The organism is Silvania sp. (genome assembly GCF_051656365.1).
GTDB lineage: Bacteria > Pseudomonadota > Gammaproteobacteria > Enterobacterales > Enterobacteriaceae > Enterobacter > Enterobacter hatchlandensis.
Window position 1 is genome coordinate 24,644 of sequence record NZ_JBOGBT010000087.1, and the last position, 13,586, is coordinate 38,229.

General features: G+C 55.5%; 13 protein-coding genes. 6 read left to right on the plus strand and 7 right to left on the minus strand.

Translation table 11 applies throughout. From position 1 onward, the window contains the following. Nucleotides 1-83: 83 nt before the first annotated feature. Nucleotides 84-425, plus strand: a complete 342-nt coding sequence (locus tag ACRDD5_RS16415; protein WP_271280742.1) for a FlxA-like family protein — start codon at nt 84-86, stop codon at nt 423-425. A gap of 49 nt (nt 426-474) precedes the next feature. Here ACRDD5_RS16415 and ACRDD5_RS16420 read toward each other — a convergent pair whose 3' ends face one another. From ACRDD5_RS16420 to ACRDD5_RS16435, 4 genes are all read right to left on the minus strand, one after another. Further along, nucleotides 475-1,371, minus strand: coding sequence for a LysR family transcriptional regulator (locus tag ACRDD5_RS16420; RefSeq protein ID WP_438677364.1), 897 nt, complete (start codon nt 1,369-1,371; stop codon nt 475-477). 81 nt (nt 1,372-1,452) lie between these two features. Continuing rightward, entirely contained in the window at nt 1,453-2,709 is a 1,257-nt protein-coding gene (locus tag ACRDD5_RS16425) for a nucleoside permease (protein WP_438677365.1), read from the minus strand. A 58-nt stretch (nt 2,710-2,767) separates the two neighbouring features. Then, complete coding sequence (xapA, locus tag ACRDD5_RS16430) at nt 2,768-3,601, minus strand: xanthosine phosphorylase (protein WP_438677366.1); 834 nt, start codon at nt 3,599-3,601, stop codon at nt 2,768-2,770. 126 nt (nt 3,602-3,727) lie between these two features. Beyond that, complete coding sequence (locus ACRDD5_RS16435; RefSeq protein ID WP_271280743.1) at nt 3,728-4,654, minus strand: LysR family transcriptional regulator; 927 nt, start codon at nt 4,652-4,654, stop codon at nt 3,728-3,730. An 89-nt stretch (nt 4,655-4,743) separates the two neighbouring features. Between ACRDD5_RS16435 and ACRDD5_RS16440 the strand changes: the two genes are divergently transcribed. Beyond that, entirely contained in the window at nt 4,744-5,742 is a 999-nt protein-coding gene (locus ACRDD5_RS16440) for a bile acid:sodium symporter family protein (protein WP_438677367.1), read from the plus strand. Here ACRDD5_RS16440 and ACRDD5_RS16445 read toward each other — a convergent pair. The 3 genes from ACRDD5_RS16445 to zipA all read right to left on the minus strand — a co-directional run bounded on the left by ACRDD5_RS16445 (nt 5,739) and on the right by zipA (nt 9,008). Further along, nucleotides 5,739-5,954 carry a putative quorum-sensing-regulated virulence factor gene (locus ACRDD5_RS16445; RefSeq protein ID WP_271280745.1) on the minus strand — a complete coding sequence of 72 codons (216 nt, stop codon included), beginning with the start codon at nt 5,952-5,954 and terminating at the stop codon, nt 5,739-5,741. The genes ACRDD5_RS16440 and ACRDD5_RS16445 overlap by 4 nt on opposite strands. 1 nt (nt 5,955) lies before the next feature. Further along, a complete protein-coding gene (ligA, locus tag ACRDD5_RS16450; RefSeq protein WP_438677368.1) occupies nt 5,956-7,971 on the minus strand; it encodes an NAD-dependent DNA ligase LigA in 2,016 nt (671 codons plus the stop codon). A gap of 68 nt (nt 7,972-8,039) precedes the next feature. Continuing rightward, nucleotides 8,040-9,008, minus strand: coding sequence for a cell division protein ZipA (gene zipA / locus ACRDD5_RS16455; protein ID WP_438677369.1), 969 nt, complete (start codon nt 9,006-9,008; stop codon nt 8,040-8,042). Nucleotides 9,009-9,238: 230 nt separating this feature from the next. Between zipA and cysZ the strand changes: the two genes are divergently transcribed. From cysZ to ptsI, 4 genes are all read left to right on the plus strand, one after another. After that, on the plus strand, nt 9,239-10,000 hold the full coding sequence (gene cysZ, locus ACRDD5_RS16460; RefSeq protein WP_271280748.1) for a sulfate transporter CysZ: 762 nt from the start codon (nt 9,239-9,241) through the stop codon (nt 9,998-10,000). Nucleotides 10,001-10,269: 269 nt separating this feature from the next. After that, the gene (cysK, locus tag ACRDD5_RS16465) at nt 10,270-11,241 is read left to right on the plus strand and encodes a cysteine synthase A (protein WP_106994669.1); all 972 of its coding nucleotides are present in this window, start codon (nt 10,270-10,272) and stop codon (nt 11,239-11,241) included. Nucleotides 11,242-11,621: 380 nt separating this feature from the next. Next, entirely contained in the window at nt 11,622-11,879 is a 258-nt protein-coding gene (ptsH, locus tag ACRDD5_RS16470; RefSeq protein ID WP_000487600.1) for a phosphocarrier protein Hpr, read from the plus strand. Nucleotides 11,880-11,923: 44 nt separating this feature from the next. Continuing rightward, nucleotides 11,924-13,586, plus strand: a 1,663-nt coding sequence (ptsI, locus tag ACRDD5_RS16475; protein ID WP_438677370.1) for a phosphoenolpyruvate-protein phosphotransferase PtsI, incomplete at its 3' end; no start/stop codon positions are given.

Below are 13,586 nucleotides of genomic sequence, written 5' to 3' on the forward strand. Positions count from 1 at the left end.
GATTTCCCCCCTCAATACTGGTAGGCTTCCTCAAGCTCTTCAATTTCTTGCCGATATCTCTTTTTTGGCAAGAGATTTTCACCATGACCACAATACAAACATCCACCGCATCGGTACAAACCCAGAGCAGCGGCAGCAGTCGCAGTACTGGCAGCGACATCTCCTCACAGATCACCCGTCTGACGTCGCAAATTACCAAACTGACCCAGCAGCTGAAAGATGTTGCCAACGGTAGCGGCACCACCGAAGACAAGAAAAAGCAGCAGGAGTTACTGCAGGCGCAGATCAAAATGTTGCAGGCCCAGCTGGCGCAGCTGCAACGCCGTCAGGCAGAAGAAGCACAGCAGAAGCAGGAACAGCAGCAGGGCAAAGTGGAAGGGGTGAACTCCCCTTCCGATGAGCATAAGATTGATATCTACGTCTGATGCGTCGCGTATGCGGGCCAGATTTCCACGCTGCGCCTGCATCCCCTCTTTATGCCCGGTTTAAATGCGTCAGCGCCTCAACCAGTTTTATCATTGCGGGCGTTGCCTGCTGCTCTTCATAGACGATATACAGATCTGCCGGAATACGTGCTTCCAGGGGACGAAACACCACGCCGGGCCAGTTCATCTGCGCGTAGCTGTCCGCAATTAACGTAATACCAATCCCCATGCTGACCATCGCCAGCACCGTTTGCGGCTCCATGACCTCACGAACAATCATCGGTGAAAAACCGGCACTCTGACAAACGCGTTGCAAGAAGGCCCAGTCGGTATGCATCGACGGCATGGTGACGAAATATTCATTGCGCAGTGCCTCAAGCGGTACGGCATCACAGGCAGTCAGAGGATGATCCTGCGGCATCGCCACCAGAAATGACGATTCATGCAGGCGTAAGCGGGTAAACCCCGGCATCGGTTCCGTCGCCATCCGCCAGATCCCTGCATCCAGTTCACGTCGCTCCAGCAGCGCCATCTGCGTGGTGGGCATGTTCTCGCGGAACATCACCTCAACATTGGGATTCTCTTTCAGGAAACGGCGCATCACAGGCCGCATCTTTCCCCACATGGCGGTTCCTACCACGCCAAGCTCAATACGCCCTGCCTCACCGCGTCCGATCTGCTCGACGCGCGCCATAGCCTGGCTGGCACTGGCCAACAAACGGCGCGACTCCTCCATCAGGATCTTACCGGCGTGGGTTAGCGCGACGCTGCGCGAGTGGCGTACAAACAGCAAGGTACCGAGCTGTTGCTCCAGCTCTTTGACGTGAATACTTAACGGGGGCTGCGACATGTTCAGACGGGCCGCAGCCCGTCCGAAATGCAGCTCTTCTGCAACAGCGAGAAAGTAACGCAATAATTTCAGATCGATACGGTGGGCTCGTTCCATCCCGACTGCGCTCCATGAATAAGAGAGTGATGCAGGGAATTTACCACAGGGCCCACCGTAACAATAACGTAAGCGCCAGGACTAATGTGCCAGCGAGTTGGCCGCCATTTTTTCTGGCTGATGCTGATATTTAAAGAACAGGGCAAAGATAACCGCCAGCGCCAGCGAATAGGCGGCAAACAGCAGCCAGATGGTTTGCCAGTCTTTCACCCCATCCACCGAGAAGTAATCCACCGCCATTCCGCTCAGAATCGATCCGACCCATGCGCCCACGCCATTTACCATGGTCATAAACAGCCCCTGGGCGCTGGCACGAATGCTGGAGTCTACCTCCTGCTCGACGAACACCGATCCTGAGATATTGAAGAAGTCGAATGCACAGCCATAGACAATCATCGACATCAGCAGCAGCACAAAACCAAACGGAGAAGGATCGCCGAACGCGAAGAAGCCGAAGCGCAGCGTCCACGCCAGCATGCTCATCAGCATCACGGTTTTGATGCCATAACGCTTAAGGAAGTACGGGATGGTCAGGATAAAGCCCACTTCCGCCATCTGCGAAACGGAAAGCAAAATAGAGGGATAGTTGACCACAAAGCTGTCGGCAAACTCAGGATTGCGGGCAAAATCATGCAGGAACGGATTGCCAAAGACGTTGGTAATTTGCAGGACCGCCCCCAGCATCATCGCAAACCCAAAGAAGATGGCCATCCGCGGATTTTTGAACAGCACGAAGGCATCCAGGCCCAGCTTGCTGGCGAGCGTGGTGGACGCTTTCTTCTGCGCCACCGGGATCTTCGGCAGCGTTATGGCGTACATCGCCAACAGCAGTGACGCGCCGGAGGCGATATATAGCTGCGCGCTGCTTAATTCCAGCCCCATCAAACTGACCGTCCACATAGCCACAATAAAGCCTATCGTGCCAAACACGCGAATGGGTGGGAAAGCGGTGACCGGATCCTTGCCCGACTGGGCGAGGCAGGAGTAAGACACGCTGTTGGACAAGGCGATGGTCGGCATATAGGCCATAGCATTGATCAGCATCACCCAGAACATGGTATCCGGGTCGGTGACGGTGGTGGCGTAGAGCAACACGCCAGCGCACACCAGATGACAGAACATGTAGGCACGCTCGGCGCGCAGCCATTTATCGGCAATGATCCCCATAATGCCGGGCATGATGATCGCCGCCAGGCCTTTAGAGCTGTAGACCATGCCGACGTTGGCACCGGTAAAATCGAGGGTGTTAATCATGTAAGAACCCAGGGTGACCAGCCAACTACCCCAGATGAAATACTGTAAAAACGACATGACCTTTAATCGGGATGCAATACCCATATTGTGTTCCTTGCCGCAGAGTCAGACCCCGCAGGCGGGGTCATTATTATTATGAGTGTCAGGCTAACTTGCGTAAGAACCCGCAGATCAGGTCAATAAAGTTTTGCCGGGACAGTTCTGCCGCGGCCAGCGTTTGTTCATGGGACAGCTTGATGTCGCCCAGCCCCTCCGCCAGATTAGTAATAGCCGATACGGCCACCACCTTGAGCCCGCAGTGGCGGGCAGCGATCACTTCCGGCACCACCGACATCCCGACAACGTCGCCGCCGATAATCTGCATCATGCGGATCTCAGCCACCGTCTCAAAGTTAGGCCCTGGATAAGAGACGAAGACCCCTTCTGTCAGTGGAAAACCGGCTTCTGCCGCCACCGTCTGCAGAACCGCGCGGTACTCGGCATCATAAGCATTCGCCAGCGAGAAGAAGCGATCGCCGAAGCGTTCGTCGTTCAGCCCAACCATTGGCGTACCCGGCATGGTGTTGATGTGATCGTTTAGCGCGACCAGGCTGCCCGGCCCGACTTCCGGGCGCAGCGAACCCGCCGCATTGGTGCTAAACAGCAGCTCACAGCCCAGCAGCTTCAGGGTGCGAATCGCATCGGTCATCACGCTCATGCCGCGGCCTTCATAAAAATGTCCGCGCCCCTTCATGCACGCCACCGGAACCCCGGCCAGATGGCCGAGCACCAGCTCCCCGGCATGCCCATGAACGGTACTGACCGGGAAACCCGGCAGCTTCTCGTAGGAGATAGCCACCGCGCCTTCAATTTGTTCTGCCAGGGCGCCTAAACCGGAGCCAAGAATAAAAGCCACGCGTGGCGTAAAGTCGGGTTTGTAACCCCGGATGATGTCGGCGCTATACCAGGGATTCTGGGAAAAAAGAGAGTGGCTCATGCGAAATCCTTTAAGCTGAATAATTGGAATAATGTTGAGTACCTCTTTCTTATAGCGAGAGTGGCTAACCCTTTACCAATACACTTTCCCGGGCCGATCGATAGGCGTTTCGAATGGATTAGTCTGCTACTTCTGATACAGCGGATCCCGCACCCGACCTGCGGTCAGCTCGCTGGCCTGCAGACGAACCACATCCCACAGCGCCTGGGCCGCAGTCGATAACGAGCGATTCTTACGGCGCACCAGCATCAGCTGCCGCTCAACCACCGGAGTCAGTCGCTTGATCTGCAGATGATTGCCCTGCGGCAGCGGCAGCGCCAGCGCGGGCAGGACGCTGATACCAATGCCCGACTCAACCATCGGAAACAGCGTCGCCGGATGACCAATCTCCTGCACAATATTGGCCTCGACCGAGAAGCCCGCCAGCGCGGCGTCGATCAGCGGTCGGCTGCCGGAAGCATAATCCTGTAGCACCAGCCGCTGACCCTCAAGCTCGTGCCAGCTCACCGAATCCCGTCCGGCAAAGGGATGATCGTCGCGGCACAGCAGCAGGAAGGGTTCCGACAGCACGGTCTCACACTCCAAATCGGTTGCCGCACCGGGATCGATCACAATGCCAAAATCCACCTCCCCCTGGCGAATGCTCTCCAGCACCCACTGCTGCGGGCGATCGTGCAGGACAAATTTAATCTCCGGGTACTGAAAATTACTTTGAGCAATACAGTGCGGAATAAGATGCGCCGAAATGGTCTGGCTGGCCGCCACCCGCACCGTCCCGGACAGCTGTTGCCCGACCCGGCCCACGTCGCGCAGGGTAGTCGACAGCTCGTCCAGTATGCGCTCCAGACGCGCCGCCAGCTGCTGGCCTGCCTCGGTCAGCACCACCTCGCGCGTGGTTCTGTCGAGTAAACGGACCCCGGTCTGCAGTTCCAGCTCCTTCACGCTGTGGCTCACCGCCGACTGGCTCAAGCCGATTTTCTCCCCTGCCCGGCTAAAACTTTTTGCCTGCGCGACGGTGACGAAAACGCGCAGCTGACGCAGGGAGTAATTCATCTGTTTTCCTCATATATTGATGCAATAAATCAATTTTATTTCTCAAAGGGAAGAAAGCACAATAGTGCCATCTCTATTCAGGAGTATTTATGAAACTTTTTCGCATCCTCGATCCGTTTACGCTCACGCTTATTGGCGTTGTTTTACTGGCTTCACTGTTCCCGGCCCGCGGTGGCTTTGTGCCATTTTTTGAAGGGCTGACAACCGCCGCCATTGCGCTGCTGTTCTTTATGCACGGGGCCAAGCTTTCCCGCGAGGCGATTGTTGCAGGCGGCAGCCACTGGCGGCTGCATCTGTGGGTGATGTGCAGCACCTTTGTCGTCTTCCCGGTGTTAGGCGTGCTGTTTGCCTGGTGGGCACCGGTCAATGTCGACCCGGCGCTGTATACCGGCTTCCTCTATCTGTGCATTTTGCCGGCCACCGTCCAGTCCGCCATCGCCTTTACCTCGATGGCGGGCGGTAACGTGGCGGCGGCCGTGTGCTCCGCTTCGGCTTCCAGTCTGTTAGGCATTTTTGTCTCGCCGCTGCTGGTTGGGCTGGTGATGAATATGCACGGGGCTGAAGGCAACATGGATCAGGTCGGGAAGATTATGCTCCAGCTGCTGCTGCCGTTTGTGCTCGGCCATCTCTCCCGTCCGTGGACCGGGGCGTTTGTGGCGAAGCATAAGAAGTGGATCGCCAAAACCGATCAGACATCGATTCTGTTAGTGGTCTATTCCGCCTTCAGCGAAGCGGTAGTCAACGGTATCTGGCATAAAGTCGGGGTCGGATCGCTGCTGTTTATCGTAGTGGTGAGTCTGGTGCTGCTGGCAATCATCATTGCGATTAATGTGTTCGCCGCCCGCAGCTTCGGCTTCAATAAAGCCGATGAAATTACCATTGTCTTCTGCGGTTCGAAAAAGAGCCTGGCAAACGGGATCCCGATGGCCAATATTCTGTTTCCGACCTCGGTAATTGGGATGATGGTGCTGCCGCTGATGATCTTCCACCAGCTACAGCTGATGATCTGCTCGGTGCTGGCGCGCCGCTATCAGCGCCAGACCGAGAAACTGCAGGCGCAGGAGAAGGCCCCCGCCGCTAAAGCTTAAGGACGTTTCAGGGGCTGAACCAGCTGGGTCAGCCCCTCGGTTTTGATCAGTAACGTCAGCGCCATTAGTTCGCCAAGATGCCCGGCAGGAAATCCATCCTTACGGGCAAACCACAGTAAATACTCTTCCGGCACGTCAATCAGCCTGCGGCCCTGATACTTGCCGAAGGGCATCTCGGTATTGGCGATCTCGATAAGCTGCGCTTTATCCACGTTACTCTCCTAACAGACGCAGCATCTCTGCTTCATCAATCACGTCAATGCCCAGCTCCTGCGCTTTGGCGAGCTTCGAGCCCGCCGCCTCACCGGCAATCACCAGGTCGGTTTTCTTCGATACGCTACCCGCGACTTTCGCCCCCTGCGCCACCAGACGCGCTTTGGCATCATCGCGGGAAAGCTGGCTCAGACTGCCAGTCAGCACCACCGTTTTACCGGCAAACGGGCTGTCGATCTCTCCAGCATTGATCACCACCGGCGCAGGCCAACGCACACCTTCGTTGAGCAACTGACCGATGACGTCGCGATTGCTCTCTTCCGCGAAGAAGTTAAGCACGTGCGTGGCAACCACAATGCCCACGTCCGGAACTTTTTGCAGCTCCTCAATGGACGCTTTCTGGAGCGCATCGAGTGTCCCGAAATACGCAGCCAGGTTGGCGGCTGTCGCCTCGCCCACTTCGCGGATACCCAGCGCATACAGGAAGCGGGCAAAGGTGGTCTCTTTAGCCTTATCCAGCGCATTAAACACATTTTGCGCCGATTTTGGCCCCATTCGATCCAGACCGGTCAGCTTGCCTGGCGTCAGGCGGAACAGATCGGCGGGGGTATGGACATACTCTTTCTCAACCAGCTGGTCGATGATTTTATCGCCCATACCGTCCACGTCCAGCGCCCGGCGGGAGACAAAGTGCTTAAGGGCCTCTTTACGCTGAGCCCCGCAGACCAGGCCGCCGGTACAGCGCGTCACGACTTCACCTTCAACACGCTCTACGTCCGAGCCACAGACCGGGCAGTGGGCCGGGAACTCAATGGCACGCGTATCCTCAGGGCGTTCAGATTCCACGACGTTGACCACCTGCGGGATCACATCCCCGGCGCGTCGAATCACCACTTTGTCGCCAATGCGCAGCCCCAGACGGTCAATTTCATCGGCGTTGTGCAGCGTGGCGTTGCTGACCAGTACCCCGGCAACCTGAACCGGTTCGAGGCGCGCCACCGGCGTTATCGCCCCGGTGCGCCCGACCTGGAACTCAACGTCGCGAACAAAGGTCATCTGCTCCTGGGCCGGGAACTTAAAGGCCACTGCCCAGCGGGGTGCGCGGGCGACAAAACCCAGTTGCGCCTGCAGGGCAAGGGCGTTGACTTTGATCACCACCCCGTCGATATCAAACCCGAGCGTCGGACGATCGGCTTCAACCTGACGGTAAAAGGCCAGCACCGCCTCCGGGGAGTCACACAGCTGCACCCGGTTACTCACCGGCAGCCCCCAGGCTTTGAACTGCAGCAGGCGGCCCAGATGGGTGTCCGGTAACTCGCCACCCTCCAGAATCCCCACACCGTAGCAGAAGAAAGTAAGGGGTCGCTTCGCGGTAATGCGCGGGTCAAGCTGGCGCAGCGATCCTGCGGCGGCATTACGCGGATTAGCAAAAATTTTGCCCCCGGTACGGCGCGCCTCGTCGTTGATTTTTTCAAAGCCCGCCTGCGGCAGGAACACTTCGCCCCGCACCTCCAGACGTGCGGGAATATTCTCGCCGCGCAGCTTAAGCGGGATCGCGCGGATGGTGCGCACATTGGCGGTAATGTCTTCCCCGGTGGTGCCGTCGCCACGCGTCGCGGCGCGAATCATCACCCCGTTTTCATACAGGATGCTGACCGCCAGGCCGTCCAGCTTCAGCTCGCAGCACCAGCTCAGCGCCTCGGTGCTTTTCAGCCGGTCCTGCACGCGTTTGTTAAAGGCGAGGAAGCTCTCTTCGTCGAAGACGTTATCCAGCGACAGCATCGGCACTTCGTGGCGGATCTGGCTGAACGAGGCCAGCGGCGCGGCACCGACGCGCTGGGTTGGCGAATCCGGGGTGATTAAATCCGGATGCTGGGCTTCCAGCTCGCGCAGCTCACCCATCAGACGGTCATACTCCGCGTCAGGCACTTCTGGCGCGTCCATCACATGATAAAGGTATTCATGATGGCGAAGCGTGGTTCGCAGTTCAGTGAGTTGTTGTTCGATTGAGTCCATGGCGCACCATCAATGAGAAAAACCCCCGACAGGCGGGGGTTGAGGAGGAGTGAAACAAACGCAGACTGTTATGCGTTAGCTTCTTTAACTTCGCGGATGCGGTCCTGATATTCGCGCAACTTCTGCGGCGTCATCATACGACGCTGATCGTCGAGCACCATGCCGCCGACTTCATCGGCGATGTGCTGGGCAGACTGCAGCATCAGCTTAAAGTTTTGCAGTTCATCACCGTAAGACGGCACCTGCATAAAGATCGTAATACCTGGCGTGGTAAAGTCACCGGTCATCTCCGGATCGAAGGTTCCCGGGTTGACCATATTGGCCAGACTGAACAGGGAAGGACCGCTACCGTCCGGGCTCAGATGACGATGGAAGATATTCATATCGCCAAATTTAAAGCCCGCCTGCTCGATACTGTTGAGCAGCACTTCGCCATTAATGGCTGTACCCTGATGGGCGGCAACGCTCATGACGATCACCGTCTCTTTGCGCTGCGGTTTCTCAACCACTGGGGCGGCTTCGACTACCGGCTCCGGCTCTACGACAGGCGCAGGTGCGGGTTGCGGCGCAACAGGCTGCGGTGCCTGCTGCACGACCGGCTGAGGTTGAGATTCAGGCTGAGCGGCATACTGGGGTTGCTGCACCGGCTGCTGGCGCACAGGCTCTTGCTGCTGCGGTTGCGGCGGCTGTACCGGCACGTCGACAGGCTGCTGCTGCTGCGCAGGTCGTGGCTGCGCGGAGGCGTACGGCGGCTGATACTGATGCTGCGGAGACTGACGAGGCGCTTCATGCTCCCCATGGCCTGCACCGGGTGCCGTATTGTTGCGATGAACGCGAACTTCACCCACACCGTCATCTTCCGTTTCATCGATATCGTCATCGCTATCGTCTTCACGGGTCGACTTCATGCGCTTCAATGGGCGATCGCGAAACATAGAAGAGCGCTCTTTACGGCTGGTCCAGAAACCATGTACCAGTAAAGCGATTATGGCGATCGCGCCAACAATGATTAATATCAGACGCAAATCCTGCATCATTATATTCTCTGTTGTTCTAACACCTTGCCACCACGGCAAACATTTACTCACTAAGAGTATTTGCCGATTACCTCAAGTGCAAGTGCGTGCAGAGCATTCGCAGCATAAAGATGGACGAAATCGTGCTTTTTGCTGTTTTTTCGAACATTTCTTAACTGGTCAACGTGCCACAACTGGCTAATATAGGCGGGCAATTTCACTGGTTGTGATAAAAGGAGCTCCACCTGGTTATGGTTTCATCAACTTCTTCTCCCCCACGCAGCGGCGTCTGGTACTTTTCTCAGGGCTGGAAACTGGTTTCACTGCCAGGCATCCGGCGCTTTGTCATTCTGCCCCTGCTGATCAACATTCTGCTGATGGGTGGTGCGTTCTGGTGGCTCTTCACTCAACTGGACAGCTGGATCCCGGCCATTATGAGCCATGTCCCCGACTGGCTGCAGTGGCTGAGCTACGTATTGTGGCCGCTGGTGGTGCTCTCGGTTCTGCTGGTGTTTGGCTATCTCTTTTCGACGATTGCCAACTGGATTGCGGCCCCGTTTAACGGCCTGCTGGCCGAACAGCTCGAAGCGCGACTGACCGGTGCAACCCCACCGGATACCGGCGTGCTGGGAGTCATGAAAGATGTCCCGCGGATCATGAAGCGCGAATGGCAAAAGCTTGCCTGGTATCTGCCGCGCGCGCTGGTGCTGCTGGTGCTCTATTTTATTCCGGGCATCGGGCAAACTGTCGCGCCGGTTGTGTGGTTCCTGTTCAGCGCCTGGATGCTGGCGATCCAGTATTGCGATTACCCGTTTGATAACCACAAGGTGCCGTTTAAAGAGATGCGCACCGCCCTGCGCAGCCGCAAGATGACCAATATGCAGTTTGGCGCCCTGACCAGCCTGTTTACGCTGATCCCGGTACTGAATCTGTTCATCATGCCGGTTGCAGTTTGCGGCGCGACGGCGATGTGGGTCGACTGCTACCGTGATAAACACGCGTTATGGAAATAGAGCACATTCGCCCTAAATAATTCGCGTTACAGGAAGGCGGCAAGTGAGTAAATCCTGGGAGCTTACATCAGTAAGTGACCGGGGTGAACGAACGCAGCCAACGCGCCTGCGGCGTGAAGGATGACGGGCAGGCTTATGCCACTCCTTATTCCATACCGATCCCCATTATTTCTTTGCAGCATATAGATATGCGAATTCCTTACTTCCCCATCGCCGCCTTGCAGGTATGCTGATGCGGTATCCCAAATTCAAACAGTTAAGGACAGGCCATGAGTAAGATTTTTGAAGACAACTCGCTGACTATCGGTCACACGCCCCTGGTTCGACTGAACCGTATCGGTAATGGACGCATTCTGGCGAAGGTAGAATCTCGTAACCCAAGCTTCAGCGTAAAATGCCGTATCGGTGCCAATATGATTTGGGATGCGGAAAAACGCGGCGTGCTGAAACCGGGCGTTGAGCTGGTTGAACCAACCAGCGGTAACACCGGCATAGCGTTGGCCTACGTGGCTGCAGCGCGCGGCTACAAGCTGACGCTGACCATGCCGGAAACCATGAGCATCGAACGTCGTAAGCTGCTTAAAGCGCTGGGCGCAAACCTGGTGCTGACCGAAGGCGCGAAAGGCATGAAAGGCGCGATCCAAAAGGCAGAAGAAATTGTTGCCAGCGATCCGGCTAAATATCTGCTGCTGCAGCAGTTCAGCAACCCGGCTAACCCGGAAATCCACGAAAAAACCACCGGCCCGGAAATCTGGGAAGATACCGACGGTCAGGTTGACGTGTTTATTTCAGGCGTGGGCACTGGCGGTACGCTGACCGGCGTCAGCCGTTATATTAAAGGCACTAAAGGCAAAAAAGATCTGATTACCGTTGCCGTTGAGCCAACCGACTCCCCTGTTATTGCACAGGCGCTGGCAGGCGAAGAGCTGAAACCGGGTCCGCATAAAATCCAGGGTATCGGCGCCGGCTTTATTCCGGGTAACCTGGATCTGAAGCTGATTGATAAAGTGGTTGCTATCACTAACGATGAGGCGATCTCAACTGCACGCCGTCTGATGGAAGAAGAAGGTATTCTGGCGGGCATCTCTTCGGGTGCGGCGGTTGCTGCGGCACTGCAGTTGCTCGAAGATGAAACCTTTACCAACAAGAATATTGTGGTTATCCTTCCGTCCTCGGGTGAGCGTTATTTAAGCACGGCTCTGTTTGCAGATCTCTTCACTGAGAAAGAATTGCAACAGTAGTGCCAAAATGTAAATAGCGCGTAAAAAAGCACCCTTCAGGGTGCTTTTTTGTGGCCTGCTTCAAAGTTTTACCTCTTCTGGCATTGCTTCACCCCGTAGGCTCTGGTATTTAAGCTGACAATTATTTTGATGCGCGAAATTAATCGGATCACGAAATCCGATGGCTGAATCGATTTTATGATTTGGTTCAAGTATTGCTTTCGCGGCATAATGTTTAATGTCGAACGAAACGTCAGCAGCCTGACATGCCAGCATCGGAATGCGTTTGACACAAGCTGCGCTATGTACCGTTAAGCCGGTGCTAACAATACAGGCTAAAGTCCAACCGCCAGGCTAGACTTTAGTTCCACAACACTAAACCAATAAGTTGGGGAAATACAATGTTCCAGCAAGAAGTTACCATTACCGCTCCGAACGGTCTGCACACCCGCCCTGCTGCTCAGTTTGTTAAAGAAGCGAAAGGCTTCACTTCTGAGATCACTGTGACTTCCAACGGCAAAAGCGCAAGCGCGAAAAGCCTGTTCAAACTGCAGACTCTGGGCCTGACTCAGGGTACCGTTGTGACTATCTCCGCGGAAGGCGAAGACGAGCAGAAAGCAGTTGAGCATCTGGTTAAACTGATGGCTGAGCTCGAGTAAGTATCCGGGTTCTTTTTAATATCAGTCACAAGTAAGGTAGGGTTATGATTTCAGGCATTTTAGCATCCCCGGGTATCGCTTTCGGCAAAGCACTTCTGCTGAAGGAAGACGAGATCGTCATCGACCGGAAAAAGATTTCTGCCGATAAGGTTAGTCAGGAAGTTGAACGTTTTCTGAGCGGTCGTGCAAAAGCATCTGCGCAGTTGGAAACAATCAAGACTAAAGCCGGCGAAACTTTCGGTGAAGAAAAAGAAGCCATCTTCGAAGGCCACATCATGTTGCTCGAAGATGAGGAGCTGGAGCAGGAAATCATAGCCCTCATTAAAGATAAGAACATGACAGCCGACGCGGCTGCACATGAGATTATCGAAGGTCAGGCTACGGCTCTGGAAGAGCTGGACGATGAATACCTGAAAGAGCGTGCGGCTGACGTACGTGACATCGGTAAGCGCCTGCTGCGCAATATCCTCGGCCTGGCTATTATCGACCTGAGCTCCATTCAGGACGAAGTTATCCTGGTTGCTGCTGACCTGACCCCATCAGAAACCGCACAGCTGAACCTGAACAAGGTGCTGGGTTTCATCACTGATGCGGGCGGCCGTACCTCCCACACCTCGATCATGGCGCGTTCACTGGAGCTGCCAGCCATCGTGGGAACCGGTAGCGTCACCGCTCAGGTTAAAAACAACGACTATCTGATTCTGGATGCCGTAAACAATCTGGTTTACGTCAATCCGACCAACGAAGAGATCGACAAGCTGCGTGCCGTTCAGGAGCAGGTTGCTTCTGAAAAAGCCGAACTGGCCAAACTGAAAGATCTGCCAGCGATTACGCTGGACGGCCATCAGGTTGAAGTCTGCGCCAACATCGGTACCGTTCGTGACGTTGATGGCGCTGAGCGCAACGGCGCAGAAGGTGTCGGCCTGTACCGTACCGAATTCCTGTTCATGGACCGTGACGCCCTGCCAACCGAAGAAGAGCAGTTTGCGGCGTATAAAGCCGTTGCTCTGGCTTGCGGCTCCCAGGCAGTTATCGTGCGTACCATGGATATCGGTGGCGACAAAGAGCTGCCGTACATGAACTTCCCGAAAGAAGAGAACCCGTTCCTGGGCTGGCGTGCAGTGCGTATCGCCATGGATCGTAAAGAGATCCTGCGTGACCAGGTCCGCGCTATTCTGCGTGCTTCCGCTTTCGGTAAACTGCGCATCATGTTCCCGATGATCATCTCTGTTGAAGAAGTGCGTGCACTGAAGAAAGAGATCGAAATCTACAAACAGGAACTGCGTGACGAAGGTAAAGACTTTGACGAAACCATCGAAGTCGGCGTAATGGTGGAAACCCCTGCCGCGGCAACGATTGCCCGTCATTTAGCCAAAGAAGTCGATTTCTTTAGTATTGGTACCAACGACTTAACCCAGTACACCCTGGCAGTTGACCGTGGTAATGATATGATTGCGCATCTCTACCAGCCAATGTCCCCATCGGTACTGACGCTGATCAAGCAAGTTATTGATGCTTCTCATGCTGAAGGCAAATGGACAGGCATGTGTGGTGAGCTTGCAGGCGATGAACGTGCTACACTTCTGTTGCTGGGTATGGGTCTGGACGAATTCTCTATGAGCGCCATTTCCATCCCGCGCATTAAGAAGATTATCCGTAACACGAACTTCGAAGATGCGAAGGTGTTAGCAGAGCAGGCTCTTGCTC

Coding starts and splice junctions, on each gene's coding strand:
- ACRDD5_RS16420 (WP_438677364.1), bottom strand. CDS start 1,371: ATGGAACGAGCCCACCGTATCGATCTGAAATTATTGCGTTACTTTCTC.
- ACRDD5_RS16415 (WP_271280742.1), top strand. CDS start 84: ATGACCACAATACAAACATCCACCGCATCGGTACAAACCCAGAGCAGC.
- zipA (WP_438677369.1), bottom strand. CDS start 9,008: ATGATGCAGGATTTGCGTCTGATATTAATCATTGTTGGCGCGATCGCC.
- ACRDD5_RS16435 (WP_271280743.1), bottom strand. CDS start 4,654: ATGAATTACTCCCTGCGTCAGCTGCGCGTTTTCGTCACCGTCGCGCAG.
- cysK (WP_106994669.1), top strand. CDS start 10,270: ATGAGTAAGATTTTTGAAGACAACTCGCTGACTATCGGTCACACGCCC.
- ACRDD5_RS16440 (WP_438677367.1), top strand. CDS start 4,744: ATGAAACTTTTTCGCATCCTCGATCCGTTTACGCTCACGCTTATTGGC.
- ptsH (WP_000487600.1), top strand. CDS start 11,622: ATGTTCCAGCAAGAAGTTACCATTACCGCTCCGAACGGTCTGCACACC.
- cysZ (WP_271280748.1), top strand. CDS start 9,239: ATGGTTTCATCAACTTCTTCTCCCCCACGCAGCGGCGTCTGGTACTTT.
- ligA (WP_438677368.1), bottom strand. CDS start 7,971: ATGGACTCAATCGAACAACAACTCACTGAACTGCGAACCACGCTTCGC.
- xapA (WP_438677366.1), bottom strand. CDS start 3,601: ATGAGCCACTCTCTTTTTTCCCAGAATCCCTGGTATAGCGCCGACATC.
- ACRDD5_RS16425 (WP_438677365.1), bottom strand. CDS start 2,709: ATGGGTATTGCATCCCGATTAAAGGTCATGTCGTTTTTACAGTATTTC.